Origin of the sequence: Streptomyces sp. SID3343 (assembly GCF_009865215.1) — a bacterium.
Lineage (GTDB): Bacteria > Actinomycetota > Actinomycetes > Streptomycetales > Streptomycetaceae > Embleya.
The window spans coordinates 17,608-31,380 of sequence record NZ_WWJX01001300.1 but is presented as its reverse complement, the minus strand read 5'-3'; the positions used below and the strand labels follow the sequence as shown (position 1 = coordinate 31,380).

15 protein-coding genes are annotated in these 13,773 nt (G+C 70.7%); 12 read left to right on the top strand and 3 right to left on the bottom strand.

Features of this window, described 5'->3' with window-relative positions; genetic code table 11:
• From GT354_RS41120 to GT354_RS41085, 8 genes are all read left to right on the top strand, one after another.
• A partial coding sequence (locus GT354_RS41120) for a hypothetical protein (protein WP_161361758.1) occupies positions 1-188 on the top strand: 188 nt, incomplete at its 5' end.
• A gap of 15 nt (positions 189-203) precedes the next feature.
• Complete coding sequence (locus GT354_RS41115; protein WP_161361756.1) at positions 204-434, top strand: hypothetical protein; 231 nt, start codon at positions 204-206, stop codon at positions 432-434.
• Positions 435-472: 38 nt separating this feature from the next.
• On the top strand, positions 473-877 hold the full coding sequence (locus tag GT354_RS41110; RefSeq protein ID WP_161361753.1) for an RNase adapter RapZ: 405 nt from the start codon (positions 473-475) through the stop codon (positions 875-877).
• An 85-nt stretch (positions 878-962) separates the two neighbouring features.
• Complete coding sequence (locus tag GT354_RS41105; protein WP_161361751.1) at positions 963-1,211, top strand: hypothetical protein; 249 nt, start codon at positions 963-965, stop codon at positions 1,209-1,211.
• Positions 1,208-2,092 (top strand): bifunctional DNA primase/polymerase, encoded by an 885-nt coding sequence (locus GT354_RS41100; RefSeq protein ID WP_161361749.1) that lies wholly within the window; start codon positions 1,208-1,210, stop codon positions 2,090-2,092. The genes GT354_RS41105 and GT354_RS41100 overlap by 4 nt, the downstream gene beginning before the upstream one ends.
• The gene (locus tag GT354_RS41095; protein ID WP_161361747.1) at positions 2,089-3,243 is read left to right on the top strand and encodes an AAA family ATPase; all 1,155 of its coding nucleotides are present in this window, start codon (positions 2,089-2,091) and stop codon (positions 3,241-3,243) included. The genes GT354_RS41100 and GT354_RS41095 overlap by 4 nt, the downstream gene beginning before the upstream one ends.
• Positions 3,240-3,425: a helix-turn-helix domain-containing protein gene (locus GT354_RS41090; RefSeq protein ID WP_078976223.1), complete on the top strand. Its 186-nt coding sequence runs from the start codon at positions 3,240-3,242 to the stop codon at positions 3,423-3,425. The genes GT354_RS41095 and GT354_RS41090 overlap by 4 nt, the downstream gene beginning before the upstream one ends.
• A gap of 58 nt (positions 3,426-3,483) precedes the next feature.
• The gene (locus GT354_RS41085; RefSeq protein WP_161361745.1) at positions 3,484-4,869 is read left to right on the top strand and encodes a site-specific integrase; all 1,386 of its coding nucleotides are present in this window, start codon (positions 3,484-3,486) and stop codon (positions 4,867-4,869) included.
• Positions 4,870-5,219: 350 nt separating this feature from the next.
• Here the strand turns inward: GT354_RS41085 and eda are convergent, their stop codons facing one another.
• Genes eda through edd form a run of 3 tightly spaced genes read right to left on the bottom strand, consistent with a single transcriptional unit; the run spans position 5,220 to position 8,781 of the window.
• Positions 5,220-5,840: a bifunctional 4-hydroxy-2-oxoglutarate aldolase/2-dehydro-3-deoxy-phosphogluconate aldolase gene (gene eda, locus GT354_RS41080; protein ID WP_161361743.1), complete on the bottom strand. Its 621-nt coding sequence runs from the start codon at positions 5,838-5,840 to the stop codon at positions 5,220-5,222.
• The gene (gene glk / locus GT354_RS41075) at positions 5,837-6,856 is read right to left on the bottom strand and encodes a glucokinase (RefSeq protein ID WP_346012413.1); all 1,020 of its coding nucleotides are present in this window, start codon (positions 6,854-6,856) and stop codon (positions 5,837-5,839) included. The genes eda and glk overlap by 4 nt, the downstream gene beginning before the upstream one ends.
• Positions 6,853-8,781, bottom strand: coding sequence for a phosphogluconate dehydratase (gene edd / locus GT354_RS41070; protein ID WP_346012412.1), 1,929 nt, complete (start codon positions 8,779-8,781; stop codon positions 6,853-6,855). Before edd ends, glk begins: the two co-directional genes overlap by 4 nt.
• Before the next feature lie 159 nt (positions 8,782-8,940).
• Here edd and GT354_RS41065 point away from each other — a divergent pair, with 159 nt between their 5' ends.
• The 4 genes from GT354_RS41065 (at position 8,941) to GT354_RS41050 (ending at position 13,708) form a co-directional block, all read left to right on the top strand.
• On the top strand, positions 8,941-10,185 hold the full coding sequence (locus tag GT354_RS41065) for an ROK family transcriptional regulator (protein ID WP_161361740.1): 1,245 nt from the start codon (positions 8,941-8,943) through the stop codon (positions 10,183-10,185).
• A 736-nt stretch (positions 10,186-10,921) separates the two neighbouring features.
• Positions 10,922-11,878: a pirin family protein gene (locus tag GT354_RS41060; protein WP_161361764.1), complete on the top strand. Its 957-nt coding sequence runs from the start codon at positions 10,922-10,924 to the stop codon at positions 11,876-11,878.
• Positions 11,879-12,363: 485 nt separating this feature from the next.
• Positions 12,364-12,639: a hypothetical protein gene (locus GT354_RS41055; protein ID WP_161361738.1), complete on the top strand. Its 276-nt coding sequence runs from the start codon at positions 12,364-12,366 to the stop codon at positions 12,637-12,639.
• 4 nt (positions 12,640-12,643) lie between these two features.
• Positions 12,644-13,708, top strand: a complete 1,065-nt coding sequence (locus GT354_RS41050; protein WP_161361736.1) for a hypothetical protein — start codon at positions 12,644-12,646, stop codon at positions 13,706-13,708.
• The last annotated feature ends 65 nt before the right edge of the window (positions 13,709-13,773 follow it).

Below are 13,773 nucleotides of genomic sequence, written 5' to 3'. Positions count from 1 at the left end.
TGCCCGTCATCCTCCTGCTCGCCGCGTTCGCCCTGCTCGCCTCGAACAAGGCCCCGAAGCTCGCCGGGTTCTGCCTGTTCGTCGCCGGCGTCAACCTCTCCACCACCGCGTTCGCCGCCTCGCTCAACAACTCCACCGCGACGTTCGTCACCGGCATCGTCGACGCCCTCACGTCCGCCATCGGCTGAACGGAGACACCCCGCGTGCGCATCCGCCGCTGGTTCATCTACCGCGCCCACCGCGCCGTCCACATCGAACGAGGCGCCGACCCGCACTGCCCCGACTGCCGCGGTGAAGGCGGCTGGTGGGAAGGCAGCGCCGTCCACCCCGAAGAGCCCGACGTCGTCACATGCCCGTGCAACGACGGCCCGCGCATCCGCATCCCGCTCGGCCGCCGCCCGCGCACCTCGTACAGCGCCGAACCGCCGTTCTAGACCGCCGAATCCGCAGCATCGACAACCAGGAGACACCGATGACCAACGCCCCGCTCGTTCGCATCGTCTCGTTCGGCTACGGCCACGACGACCCGCCCACCGCAACCATCACGTACGACCTGCGGGTGCTGTTCCGCAACCCGCACCGCGACCCCGCGATGCGCTACCTCACCGGCCTGGACGACGCCGTCTACACGCACGTGCTCGCCACGCCCGGCATCGAGCGCGTCGCCACCAACGCGGCCGACACCGCGCGCGGCCTGCTCGCCGACACCGGAGGGCCGATCGTGATCGCGACCGGATGCGTCGGCGGACGCCACCGCAGCGTCGGAATGGCCCGCCGCATCGCCGAACACCTGCACGCGGCCGGGACCGACGTCGACATCGACCACCGCGACGTACACCGCGACGTCCTGCCCACCGTCACCCACCGCGCCCACTGAACCCGCCCCGGGGCGACCGTCTTCCGGCAAGTCGACCGGTCGCCCCGGGCTCCCGCACCACATCAGCAGACAGGAGACAACCAGCATGACAGAGCCCATCCGAGAGGTCCCCGTACCGCGCGAACCGCTGCACGCCGAACCGCGCGGCATCGAGTGCCAGACCGGCGCCGAGAATCGCGCCCTGCTTCACCGCGCGCTCGCCGACGCTCGTGTGCAACTCGGCTCGTACGACCGGCTGATCATCGACTGGTTGAGCAACTGGGACAGCCCCACCGTGCTGACCGTCGCCTCGCTCATCGCCCGAGCCACCGGACCGACCGAGCAGGCGACATGAGCCGACCGAACCTCAACCCCCTCAAGGCCACCGCGCTCGTGCTTGCCGAGCGCGGGTGGCACGTCTTCCCGCTCGCCCCCGGCGGCAAGAAGCCGGTCGTGGCGAAGTGGCCGGAGCGTGCCACCACCGACGCCGAGCGCATCGGCCGGTGCTGGGACCACGGCCCGTACAACATCGGCGTGGCCACCGGCCCGTCCGGGCTGCTCGTGGTCGACCTGGACAAGCCCAAGAGCGCCGACGACAGCGCGCCCGATGAGTGGGCCGAGCAGGGCGCGGCCGACGGTGCCGACGTGTTTTACCTGCTCGCCGACAAGGCGAGGCAGCCCTACCCGGGCGATACGTACACCGTCCGTACGGCAAGTGGCGGACAGCACCTGTACTTCCGCGCGCCCGAGAGCGTCGAACTGCGCAACACGGCCGGGCGGATCGGGTGGAAGGTCGACACCCGCGGCAACGGCGGCTACGTCGTCGCCGCCGGCAGCGTCATCGGCGAGCAGGCATACACCGCGGTCGTGGACAACGAACCGGCCCCGTTGCCGTCGTGGCTCACCGGCTTACTGCGGCCCGCGCCGTTGCCGCCTCAGGAACCGGTTCAGATCGCGATCCCCAACGATCGCCACTCGGCCTACCTGGAAGCTGCGGTATCCGGTCAGGTCGACCGGATTCTCAACTCGGCGTCGGACCGTCACAACATCGCGGTCTACCTCTCGGCGGTCGCTCTCGGCCAACTCGTCGCCGGTGGCGAACTGTCCGAGGTGGACGTGACCAACCGGCTCATGTCCGCCGCGCTTCAGGTGGGACAGGGCGACCGCGAGGCACAGCGCACGATCCGATCCGGCCTTGCCGCCGGCAAGGGTCGTCCGCGTGTGGTCGCCGCGTGAGCGCCACACCGCGACCGGCACTGTCCGAGCACCTGCGCGCCGTCCCGGCCGAGGACGACGGCGCGCAGGTTCCCGCGACACCGCCCAGGATCAAGACCGCGTGGACCGCCGACGAACTCATGGGCATGGACTTCCCCGAACCGCGGTGGGCCGTGCCCGGCATCCTCTGCGAGGGCGTGAGCCTGCTCTGCGGTCCGCCGAAGGTCGGCAAGTCGTGGATGTCGCTGGGACTCGGGCTGTGCGTCGCGTCCGGTGGCCTTGCGTTCGACAGCATCCCCGTGGACGGCGGACCCGTTCTCTACCTGGCTCTTGAGGATACCGCGCGCCGACTCCAGTCCCGGATGGGGAAGTTGCTCGCGGGCCGTCCCGCACCGCACGGGCTCACGTTGGCGACGTCGTGCCCTCCACTCCCCCAGGGTGGGAGCGAGGCAATCGCGAGCTGGTTGGATCGCCATCCGGACGCGCGCATGGTCGTCATCGACGTGTTCGCCAAGATGCGCGGCAACAGCGCGCCGGGAGCGTCCGCCTACGACGCCGACTATGCCGCCGTCGGCCGCGCCAAGGCCCTTGCCGACCACTACGGCGTGGCCGTCGTTCTCGTCCACCACGTCCGCAAGGCGGGCAGTGACGACTTCCTCGCCGAGGTGTCCGGCACCAACGGACTCGCCGGCGCGGCGGACGCCACGCTCGTGCTCAAGCGGGCCCGCGGGCAGGCCGACAGCGTCCTACACGTCACCGGTCGCGACGTGGACGAAGCCGAATACGCCCTGACCTTCACGCCCGAATCCGGTGCGTGGCACCTGCTCGACGGACCGGCGTCCGACCACACCATGGGCGACACCCGCGCGGTCATCCTGCGCCACGTCCGCACCAACCCCGGCGCCAAGCCGAAGGACATCGCCGCCGCGCTGCCCGACGTCGACCCCGACACCGTGCGCCGCACCTGCTCGCGCATGGCGGACGCCGGACAGCTCACCAAGGATGCCGGGGGTCGGTACTACCCGGACACCGCCACCCGGACAGCGACCGGCCCGGAGGTGTCCGAGCTGTCCGGGTGTCCGGTTACCCCACCTGACCTGCGCAATCACCCCGGACAGCTCGGATACGACCTGTCCGGGCTGTCCGGAACCGACGAAAGCGAGGGCAAGTGAAGCGTCCCGCAGCGCTGAAGCTGTCCGAGGTGCTTGAGGAGATCGGCATGTCCCGCGCCGCGTTCTACCGCATGCGTGCTCGCGGCGAGGCGCCCGAGATCACCCCTCTGCCCAACGGTCACCTCCGGATCCACCGGGCCGACCTTGACGCCTGGTGGGCCGGTCTCAAGAAGTCCGCCTGATCTGCCATCGCCGGGCCCGGTCGACCGGGCCCGGCGCCAATCTCGGGGAGAACACCGCATGCCCACCCCTTCGTTCGACGTCCGGATCTGGGCTGTCCGCAACCGCAATGGGCGCAAGACTGCCGAACTCCGGTGGCGGGTCGGTGCCGAAGAGTTCGGATCGACGCACGCCAACAAGACCATGGCCGACGGGCGTCGCGCGGACCTCATTGCGGCCATCAACCGCGGTGAGCCGTTCGACGCCGAATCCGGGCTGCCCATGTCCGAGGTCCGCGCCATCGAAGCCGCGCGCACCGAAGTCACGTGGTACGCCCACGCTCGCGACTTCATCGAGATGAAGTGGCCGCGCAGCTCCGCCAAGAGGCGCATGGGCCTTGTCGTCGGCCTGTCGACGGCGACGGTTGCCCTGACCGCCAAGGACGCCCGTGCGCCCGATCCAAAGCAGCTCTACCAAGTGCTCTACTTGTGGGGCTTCAACGTGCACCGGTGGAAGCAGGAGCCGCCCGCAGAGGCCCACGAAATGCTCGCGTGGATCGAGGCCAACTCACTGCCGGTTCGCACCCTTGAAAGCGCCGACTCTGTGCGCGCGGTGCTCGGCGCCATGTCGGTGCGGCTGGACGGCAAGCGCGCCGCCGCGTCCACGTTCATCAACAAGCGGGCTGTCTTCCGCACCGCGGTCGGCTACGCGATCGAGAAAGAGCGCCTGGACCGCAACCCGCTCGACAAGGTCTCGTGGGAACGCGACGACGACGACAACCAGGTCGAACCGGCCTGCGTGGTCAACCCCACTCAGGCGCACGCGCTGTTGTCGCGGGTCTACGCCCAGGGCAAGAGAGGAAGGCACCTGGCCGCGTTCTTCGGCTGCATCTACTTCGCGGGTATGCGATGTGCCGAGGTCGTCAAGCTCCGCACCGACCAATGCACTCTGCCGAAGCGCGGATGGGGAGAGCTGTGCCCCTCCAAGTCCGGCCCGCGCGTCGGTACCGCGTGGACCGACAGCGGTGACGCGCACGACGACCGCGGCCTGAAGTCCCGCGCCCGGTCGGCGTCGCGCTCGATCCCCATCCCACCCGAGCTTGTCGCCATGCTCCGGTGGCACGTCTACCGCTACGGAACGGCTCCCGATGGCCGGCTGTTCCGCAGTGCCGTCGGTGGCCTTGTCCAGGACAAGGCGTACCGCCTGGAGTGGGCCAAGGCCCGGGAGCAGGTGTTGACGCCCGCACAGGTGGCCTCTCCGCTCGCGAAGCGGCCGTACGACCTGCGGCACGCGTGCGTGTCCCTGTGGCTCAACTCCGGCGTTGCACCGACCGAGGTCGCCCGGCGGGCCGGGCAGAGCGTCGACGTGCTGCTGAAGGTCTACGCCAAGTGCATCGACGGCACGGTGAAGCAGGACAACGACCGCATCTCGGCGACCCTGAAGGCGTGGAAGACGCCGAAGTCCTGACGTGGCCCGCGCATGGCCCGCAAGCGCTGGTCAGGACGTGAATCAGGGTGAGACAGAGTGAGACAAGCCACGCTTTCACGGCATCTCGGACCGAGAGTCGTCGGACCGACTGAAGTCGCAGGTGGCGCCCGGTTTCCCGAGGTCAGGAGTGCGCCTCCCGACCACGGGAAATCCGGACAAAGAGAGGACCCGCTCTCCTCGCCGAAGAGCGGGTCCCGTATCGCGGGCTCCGTAGGTCGAACCCTCATACGACCTACCGGTTCGTGGGCCGAACCCTCATACGGCCCAACGTCCGCGGTCCGTGCCCCTGGCGCACCTCAGGGCAGAGCGCGCCAGGGGACGTTTTTGTGTCACCCACGCAGCCCCGAGGCTTCGCGAGCGAGTTTTTCCACCCGCGACCAGTCGCGCGAGGCGACCGCGTCGACGGGAAGCATCCACGAGCCACCGACGCAGGCCACGTTCGGCAGCGCCAGGTAGGTCGGCGCCGAGGCCGGGGTGATTCCGCCCGTCGGGCAGAACCGCACGTCCGGCACCGGCGAGGCCAGCGACTTGAGGTAGGGCGCGCCGCCTGCGGCCTCGGCCGGGAAGAACTTCATCTCCCGCACCCCGAGTTCGCGCAGCCGCAGCACCTCGGAGACCGTCGACGTCCCCGGCAGGAACGACAGGCCGGTGTCCACGAGTGCCCCGTACAGCGTCTCGGTGCACCCGGGCGTGACCAGGAACCGGGCCCCGGCCGCGGCAGCCGCCTTGGCCTGCTCCGGCGTCAGTACCGTGCCCGCGCCCACGTACGCGCCTTCGACCTCGGCCGCGATCCGCTCGATCGCGCCCAGCGCCGCGGGCGTGCGCAGAGTGACCTCGACGGCCGGCAGGCCGCCCGCCACCAGCGCGCGGGCCAGCGGTACGGCCGACTCGACGTCGTCCACGATCACGACCGGGATCACCGGTGCAAGGTCAAGAGCGGACGTGCTCACGCCGCCACCTCCACGAGTTTGGTGCTGCGCGCGTCCAGCCACGCCTGGGCGCCGCGAAGCGCCGGGTGCGGGGCCACCACGAGTGCCGTGGAGATGCGGTGCAGGTAGGGGGCCATCGTCGGGTTGGTCTCGAAGCCCATTCGGAATTCGCTCTTGAGCAGCATCTCGGTGATCCGCGGCAGGATGCCGCCGGCCAGGAAGACACCGCCGCGAGCGCCCATGGTCAGGGCCACGCCACCGGAGAACGTGCCGAGCAGTCGGCAGAACGTCTCGACCGTCGCGACGCACACCGGGTCGCTCCCGGCCAATGCTCGCGAGGAGATGTCGGCGGGGCTCAGCGCTTCCGCCGGAACTCCGTGTACCGCCGCCGTACAGCGGTGCAGTCGACACAGTCCGGGACCGGAGAGCACGTGCTCGGCGGTCACCGTGCCCAGGCCGCCGCGCTCCTCGCGCAGTACTTCCAGGGCCGCGGCGTCCGGACCGTGCGCCGGGCGGAGCAGGACGTGCCCACCCTCTCCCGGCAGCGGCACCCAGCCGCCGCCCGGGACCGGTACGAGACCCGCCACGCCGAGCCCGGTGCCGGGGCCGAGCACGGCCATCGGCAGCGTCGGGTCGGGTACGCGGTCGCCGACCACGATCAGGTCTTCGCCGGTGAGGTGCGGCAGCGAGAGCGCGAGCGCCTCGAAGTCGTTGACCAGGTGCAGGTCGGGAACGCCCAGCTTGACGCGCGTCTCGGCGATCGAGAGCACCCACGCGCCGTTGGTCAGCCGGAACCGGTCGCCGTGCACGGGGCCCGCGACGGCCGCGCAGATCGCGGCGGGGCGGGCGGTGCCGGAGCGGTCCAGGTAGTCCTCGATCGCGGCGGCGAGGTCCACGTGGTCCTCGCTGCGCAGACCCAGCACGCGATGCGGTCGGCCGCCGGGTTCGGTGACCACGGCGAAGCGCGCGTTGGTGCCGCCGATGTCGGCGACGAGCCACGGGCGGTCCGGTGTCGGTTGTTCCACGATCCCGGTCACGCGCCCGCTCCGTCGAAAGTCACTGCGTCGTGAGTCGATGCGGCGAAAGTCGGCGCATCGGAAACCGCCACCGCGCCGAACACGCCGGCGCCCAGGTCGGCGGGGCCGACCCCGGCGCGCAGCGCGGTGAACAACTCGCGTCCGGTGCCTACCCATTCGGCGTCGGTCAAGGCCGAGCCGGAGGCTTCGCGGGTGGTCAGGTCGGCGTCGACGGTCAACGTGCCCGCGACCGCGTCCACGGTGATGACGTCGCCGTCGCGCACCTTGGCGATCGGGCCGCCGGCGGCCGCTTCGGGAGTGCAGTGGATCGCGGCCGGAATCTTGCCGGACGCTCCGGAGAGCCGGCCGTCGGTGACCAACGCGACATGGTGGCCGCGGTCTTGGAGCACGCCGAGCGCCGGGATGAGCTTGTGCAACTCCGGCATGCCGTTGGCGCGCGGGCCCTGGTAGCGCAGTACCGCGATCAGGTCGTGGTTCAACTCGCCGTTCTCGAACGCCGACAGGAACTCGGCCTGCCCGTCGAAGACCCGGGCGACCGCGGAGACCACGTGGTGCGACGGGTCGACCGCCGACACCTTGATCACCGCGCGACCGAGGTCGCCGTGCAGCATCCGCAGGCCGCCGTCGGGCGCGAACGGCTTGTCGTACGGCCGCAGTACCTCCAGGTCGAGGCTCTCGGTCGGGCCGTCGACCCAGACGATCGAGCCGTCCTCGGTGAGCTGCGGCTCGCGGCGGTAGCGGTTCAGGCCCTCGCCCGCGACGGTGCGCACGTCCTCGTTGAGCAGTCCGCCGTCGAGCAGCGTGCCGATCAGGAACGCGGTGCCGCCCGCGGCGTGGAAGTGGTTGATGTCCGCCGCGCCGTTGGGGTACATCCGGGTCAACAGCGGGACCGCCGTGGACAGTTCGGCGAAGTCGTCCCAGGTCAGGATGATCCCGGCCGCCGCCGCCATGGCCACCAGGTGCAGCGTGTGGTTGGTCGAGCCACCGGTTGCGAGCAGTGCGACGACGGCGTTGACCCACGCCTTCTCGTCGAGCACCTCGCCGATCGGCGTGTACTCGCGCACCAGCGACGTCGGGTCGCCGAGCGCCGTGGTCGCCGCCACCCGGCGGCCGGCCTCGTCGGTCAGCGCCTTGCGCAGCGGCTGGTCGGGGTGCACGAAGCTGGCGCCCGGCAGGTGCAGGCCGAGCACCTCCATCACGAGCTGGTTGGTGTTGGCGGTGCCGTAGAACGTGCACGTGCCGACACCGTGATACGCGGCGGCCTCGGCGTCGAGCAGTTCCTCACGGGTCGCCTTGCCCTCGGCGAAGCGCTGCCGTACGCGCGCCTTCTCCTTGTTGGGCAGGCCCGAGGACATCGGCCCGGCCGGCACGAAGATCGTCGGCAGGTGTCCGAAGGACAGCGCGCCGATCACCAGGCCGGGGACGATCTTGTCGCACACGCCGAGCATCAGCGCGCCGTCGAACATGTCGTGCGCGAGCGCCACGGCGGTCGCCATCGCGACGATGTCGCGGCTGAAGAGCGAGAGTTCCATGCCCGCGCGGCCCTGGGTGATCCCGTCGCACATGGCGGGCACGCCGCCGGCGAACTGGGCCACTCCGCCGGCCGCCGCGACCGCGAGCTTGAGCTGCTCGGGGTAGGTGCGCAGCGGTTGGTGCGCGGAAAGCATGTCGTTGTAGGAGGAGACGATCGCGACATTGGGCTTGACCGGACCCTGAAGGCCGCTCCCGCGCAGTCCGAGCTTGTCGCCGGGCGAGCACGCCGCGAACCCGTGGGCGAAGTTCGCGCAGCCCAACTGGCCACGTGCGGGCGCCTCGGAGGCCGCGGCCCGGATCCGCTCCAGGTACGCCGAGCGGGTGGCGGCACTGCGAAGCGTGATGCGCTTCGTCACCGCGGCCACTGTCGGGTGGGTCTTCTGCTCGCTCACGATCTCCGTGCCCCTGCTGTCACTGGCTTGCTCTGCCGGTTCGGGTACCAAACTAGGGGTACTTTTGCCGGTTGGCAAGCAAAAGAGTGACGCTCGGGTGACGAAGTCGTGAACTTAGGGCTTTGACCGAGGGAAACCCATCCTGGTTCACTTGACGGCATGGCCCGACGCGCGAACCCCATTCCGCACAGCAGCGCCGGCGAGGTCCTTCGCCTCGTGCGCGAAGGGGAAGCAGAGACCCGGGCGGACGTCGCGCGGCTCACCGGCCTGTCCCGATCCGCCGTGGCGGCCCGGATCGACGAGTTGGTCGACGCCGGTCTGCTCGCCGAGCGCGCCGACGGCGTGTCCACCGGTGGGCGTCCGCCGATCCGCCTCGAACTCAACCCCGAGGGCGGCTTCGTGCTCGCCGCCTCGCTCGGCAGCAGCCGCGGTCAACTCGCGGTGTGCGACCTGACCGGCCGGGTGCTGGCCAGCCGCGAGACCGAGATGGCCGCCCAGCGCGGCCCCGACGCGGTGCTCAACGGCCTGCCCGAGTGGATCGACACGATGCTCACGGAAGAGGGGTACGACCCCGCCCTCGTGCGCGGCGTGGGTGTCGCGGTGCCGGGCCCGGTCGAACTCGGTACGGGCCGCGCGGCGGGCGCGCCGACGCTGCCCGGGTGGGACGGCGTGGCGATAGCCCCGACCCTGCAACGCCGGTTGCCGGTACCGGTGTACGTGGACAACGACGTGAACGTGATGGCGCTGGGCGAGTATCGGGCCCGCGCCGACGCGGGCGACCTGGTGTTCGTGAAGGCGTCGACCGGCATCGGCGCCGGGATAGTGGCCGACGGCAAGGTGTACCGCGGCGCGCTCGGCGCGGCGGGCGAGATCGGACACATCCCGGTCGCGGGCGGCACCGGCGTGCGCTGCTGGTGCGGCAACGTGGACTGTCTCGAAGTCCTGGCCAGCGGACGGCACTTGATCGAGACACTGGCCGCGCACGGGGTGCGGTTCCCGGACGGGCGCGGGGTCTCCAGCGTGCGCGACGTGGTGGCGTTGGCGGCGGCGGGGCAGCCGGAGGCGGTCCGGCTGGTGCGCGAGTCCGGGCGGATGCTCGGCGAGGTGCTGGCGAGTGTGGTGAACGTGTTGAACCCTGCGGTCGTGGTGCTGGGCGGCGACCTCGCGGACGCGGGGGATCCGTTGTTGGCGGGCGTGCGGGAGGTTGTGTACAAGCGGTCCACCGCGGTGGCGACCCGGGAACTGCGCATCGTGCCCAGCGTGTTGGGGGAGGCCGCGGGGTTGACCGGGTGCGCGTTCATGGCGCTCGATCAGATCCTGTCGCCCGATTCGGTGGACACGACCCTGGCCCGATTGGCAAGCCGCCGCTCCCTACCAAGCGTGAACCAGGCGCTGCCGGCTTGACACCCTGGCCTTGACGGCTTGCGGCTTGCGGCTTGACGGCGTGACGGGTGGCGCGTTGCGTCTCGGGCTGCGGTCGCGCTTCTGGCGCCTTGGGCTTGCGGTTGGCGGGTGGCGCGGGCCTGCGGCGTGTCTCGGGCGGGTTGGGGCTGCGGATTGCGCTTTTGGCGCCTTGGGCTTGCGGCTTGGCGGGTGGCGCGGGCTCGCGGGGCGTCTCGGGCGGGCCGGAGCTGCGGTTGCGCTTTTGGCGCGCGGGTTTTGTTCCCACCCGCACCACCCGTCGGCTGATCGGGAGCGGCTGCGGATTTCAGGCGACGAAGGCGGCCCCGTCAGGCCCTTGGCCCAGAGGCCCGACCACCCCCACCCCACCGCCCGAACACCGCAGCATCCATCCCAAAACGCCACGGGTGGTGCGGGTGGGAACAAACCCCAGCCCGCCAAAGGCGGAACCGCACCCAACCCGCCAAAGGCACCGACCGCACCACGCACCCAGGCCCCGCCAAAGGCGCCCCGTCCCCACGCGCCGCGCCAAAGGCGGAACCGCACCCAACCCGCCAAAGGCACCGACCGCACCACGCGCCCAGGCCCCGCCAAAGGCGCCCCGCCCCCAAAAGCCCGCCCGCCCTGCCGGCCGAGGAGGTACTCCGCGTGGGGAATGTTGAGGGGGCAACTACTGTTGGAGACGTCACGAGGCTGGGGGATCCCGGTCCGTATCGTCTTCGAGGAGCAGGAGCAGGCCATGCCCGCCGTCACCGTTTCCAACCCGCTGGCCCTGCCGCGTCTGCCGGAACCCGGTCTCGACGCGCGTCCGCGCCCCGTGCTCGCCGTCACGACCGCTCCGAGCGGTGTCGAGGGTGAGGGCTTTCCGGTCCGTCGCGCGTTCGCAGGCGTCAACCAGAGCTACCTCGACCCGTTCATCATGATGGATCAGATGGGCGAGGTGGACTACGCGCCGGGCGAGCCCAAGGGAACCCCCTGGCACCCCCACCGCGGCTTCGAGACCGTCACCTACCTGATCGACGGCGAGTTCGTGCACCAGGACTCGGCCGGCGGCGGCGGGGTGATCTCCGACGGCGACACGCAGTGGATGACGGCCGGGTCCGGCCTGCTGCACATCGAGGCGCCGCCGGAGGCGCTCGTGACGAGCGGTGGCCTGTTCCACGGCATCCAGCTGTGGGTCAACCTGCCCTCCGAGCAGAAGATGACCGACCCGCGCTACCAGGACATCCGCGCGGGCGACGTCAAGCTGCTCGGATCCGACGACGGCGGCGCGCTCGTGCGGCTGATCGCGGGCTCGGTCGGTGGCTTCGACGGCCCCGGCATCACGCACACGCCGATAACCCTGGTGCACGCGTCGGTCAACCCGGGTGCGCGGCTCTCGTTGCCGTGGCGCCGGGACTACAACGCGCTCGTGTACGTGCTCGCCGGTTCCGGCACGGTCGGTACCGACCGCCGACCGCTCAAAACCGGTCAGCTCGCGGTGTTCGGCGAAGGGGACACGATCGACCTCCAGGCCGATGACAAGCAGGATTCGAACAAGCCCAACCTCGAACTGGTCGTCCTCGGCGGTCAGCCGATCGGGGAGGAAGTCGCCTGGTACGGCCCCTTCGTGATGAACACGCACGCCGAACTGGCTCAAGCGTTCGACGACTTCAAGTCCGGGCGGATGGGCCGGATCCCGGCGGACCGGATCTGACGGTCGGTCAAGAGTGGCCGAAGATCATCGGCGGCTCATCTGACACATCGTCAGAGCCCTTAGAGTGCAAGGGAATACGTCCAAGGGGCGATCGTGCGGGCTACGCAACGCAGCCGGCCGGTCGCCCCTTGACGCTGTCCCGCCCACTGGCCACACTGAACAAGGTCAACTGGAACGTACCGGTTTGCCGCGCTATGAGCGCGGCCTGTGCAACGAGGAGCCGAGCCGTCACCTCACCACCGTGAGTTCCGCCGCCGGGCCGACGTGGCCCCGGTCGACGGGCGCAATGCGACACCGGACGAGAGGAGTCCGCGTATGTCCAGGCCCTCCCGGGTGGCACACGGCATCGGAGACGGTGACCGACGGCCGCCCCAGGCTGTAGATTCGGCCGGCTTTCGGCCGTGTCGTCGGCGACGGCACGTCGGCCGTGTCGTCGGGCGATGCCTCCGACGTGCACGCCGACGGGCGACCACGATCGGCAGGTCGTGATGGGTGACCCCTGGCGCAAGAGATTCGTCGAGAACACGGTCAAGAAGCGGGCTTCGTCGACGACTTGGGTCGCGTTGAAGATCATTCACTCGAACGTGCTGACCATGTTGATTCTCGGCACCGCCGCGCTCTTCGCGGTCGTTCTACACCTCAAAGGACGCGCGCGCGATGGCGAGTTTTTTGCCATTGCCATAGCCGCGCCGTGGATACTGGCGGCGTATCGGCACTACCGCAGTTGCAAGCCGTGCCCACGCCAATCGGGAGGTGGCTGAGCGGATGAGCGCGTACGAACCGCCACCGCCCCCCCAGGCGCGAGGACTTCGGCTCGGCGACATCGTGCGTCGGCGTCCCGTGTCGGACCCCGACGACGAGGAACCGGCCTTCCCGGCCTCGCGCCGCGACGAACAGACGAACGAGCCCACACGCGGCTCGCAGTCCCCGCGCGGCGGGCGTACCGACGAGCAGGATTCGTCGTGGCGCGCCGAGTTGAAACAACGCCGGCAGCGCCAGGAGGCGTCCGACCGCGAAGCGGCGGCCGAACGCCGCACGGCGTCCGAGCGCGCCGACGCGGAACGCGCCGAACGCGCCCGGCGTACGAGCGAGCGCGAAACCGCCAAGGACGCCCGCCCGGAGCGTTCCACCCGCGCCGCTGCCGCCGATCGGGCCGAACACCCGGACCAGCGGCGGGCCGACACACAGCGGGCCGACACACAGCGAGCCGAGCGCGGCGCCGACCCCGGAGCCGAGCAGCGGCCCGACCGGCCGACGGTTCGGCATGTCATGAAGCCACGCGACCCCGGCAAACACAACGCGCCCGCGACCCCGGTCGAGCCCGCCCGGAAGAAGCCGTGGCGCAAGGTGACCAAGTCGGGCGCGGCGGCAGGCACGGCAGGCGTAGCGGGCACAGGCGTAGCGGGCGCGGGAGCGAGTGCCGGAGCAGGCGCCGCCCCGGCCGAAGCGCCCTCCTGGTACAGCCGCCGCAACCGCCCCTCCGCCGGCGGCGCCGACTCCGGTGCGAGCGGCGGCGGTTCGGGCATACCCCAGGTGCAGCCCCCCTACATGGGAGGCGGTGGTGGCGATGCGGGACCGTCTCGCGGCCCGTTCAGCGGCATAGATCTCATCATGCTGATCCCCGCGGCGATTGCCGCTTGGTACGGCGCGGGGATGTTCGTGCTGTGCGCACACGAGGCGGGTGGCCGAGCGGCCTTCTTCCTCTGGCTCATGATGGGGTTCTGGATCGTGATCGTCAGCGCGAAGTGGCCGCTGCTGCGGCTCATGCGCTGGGCCTGGGTGCTCGCCGGCCTGATGGCGGCGGCATCCATCCCCATCGGTGGCGGGTGACGGTGCGTTTCGACGTGGGTAGCTTACGAACCGTCACCACACGGGTACGCCAAGGCAAACAGGGA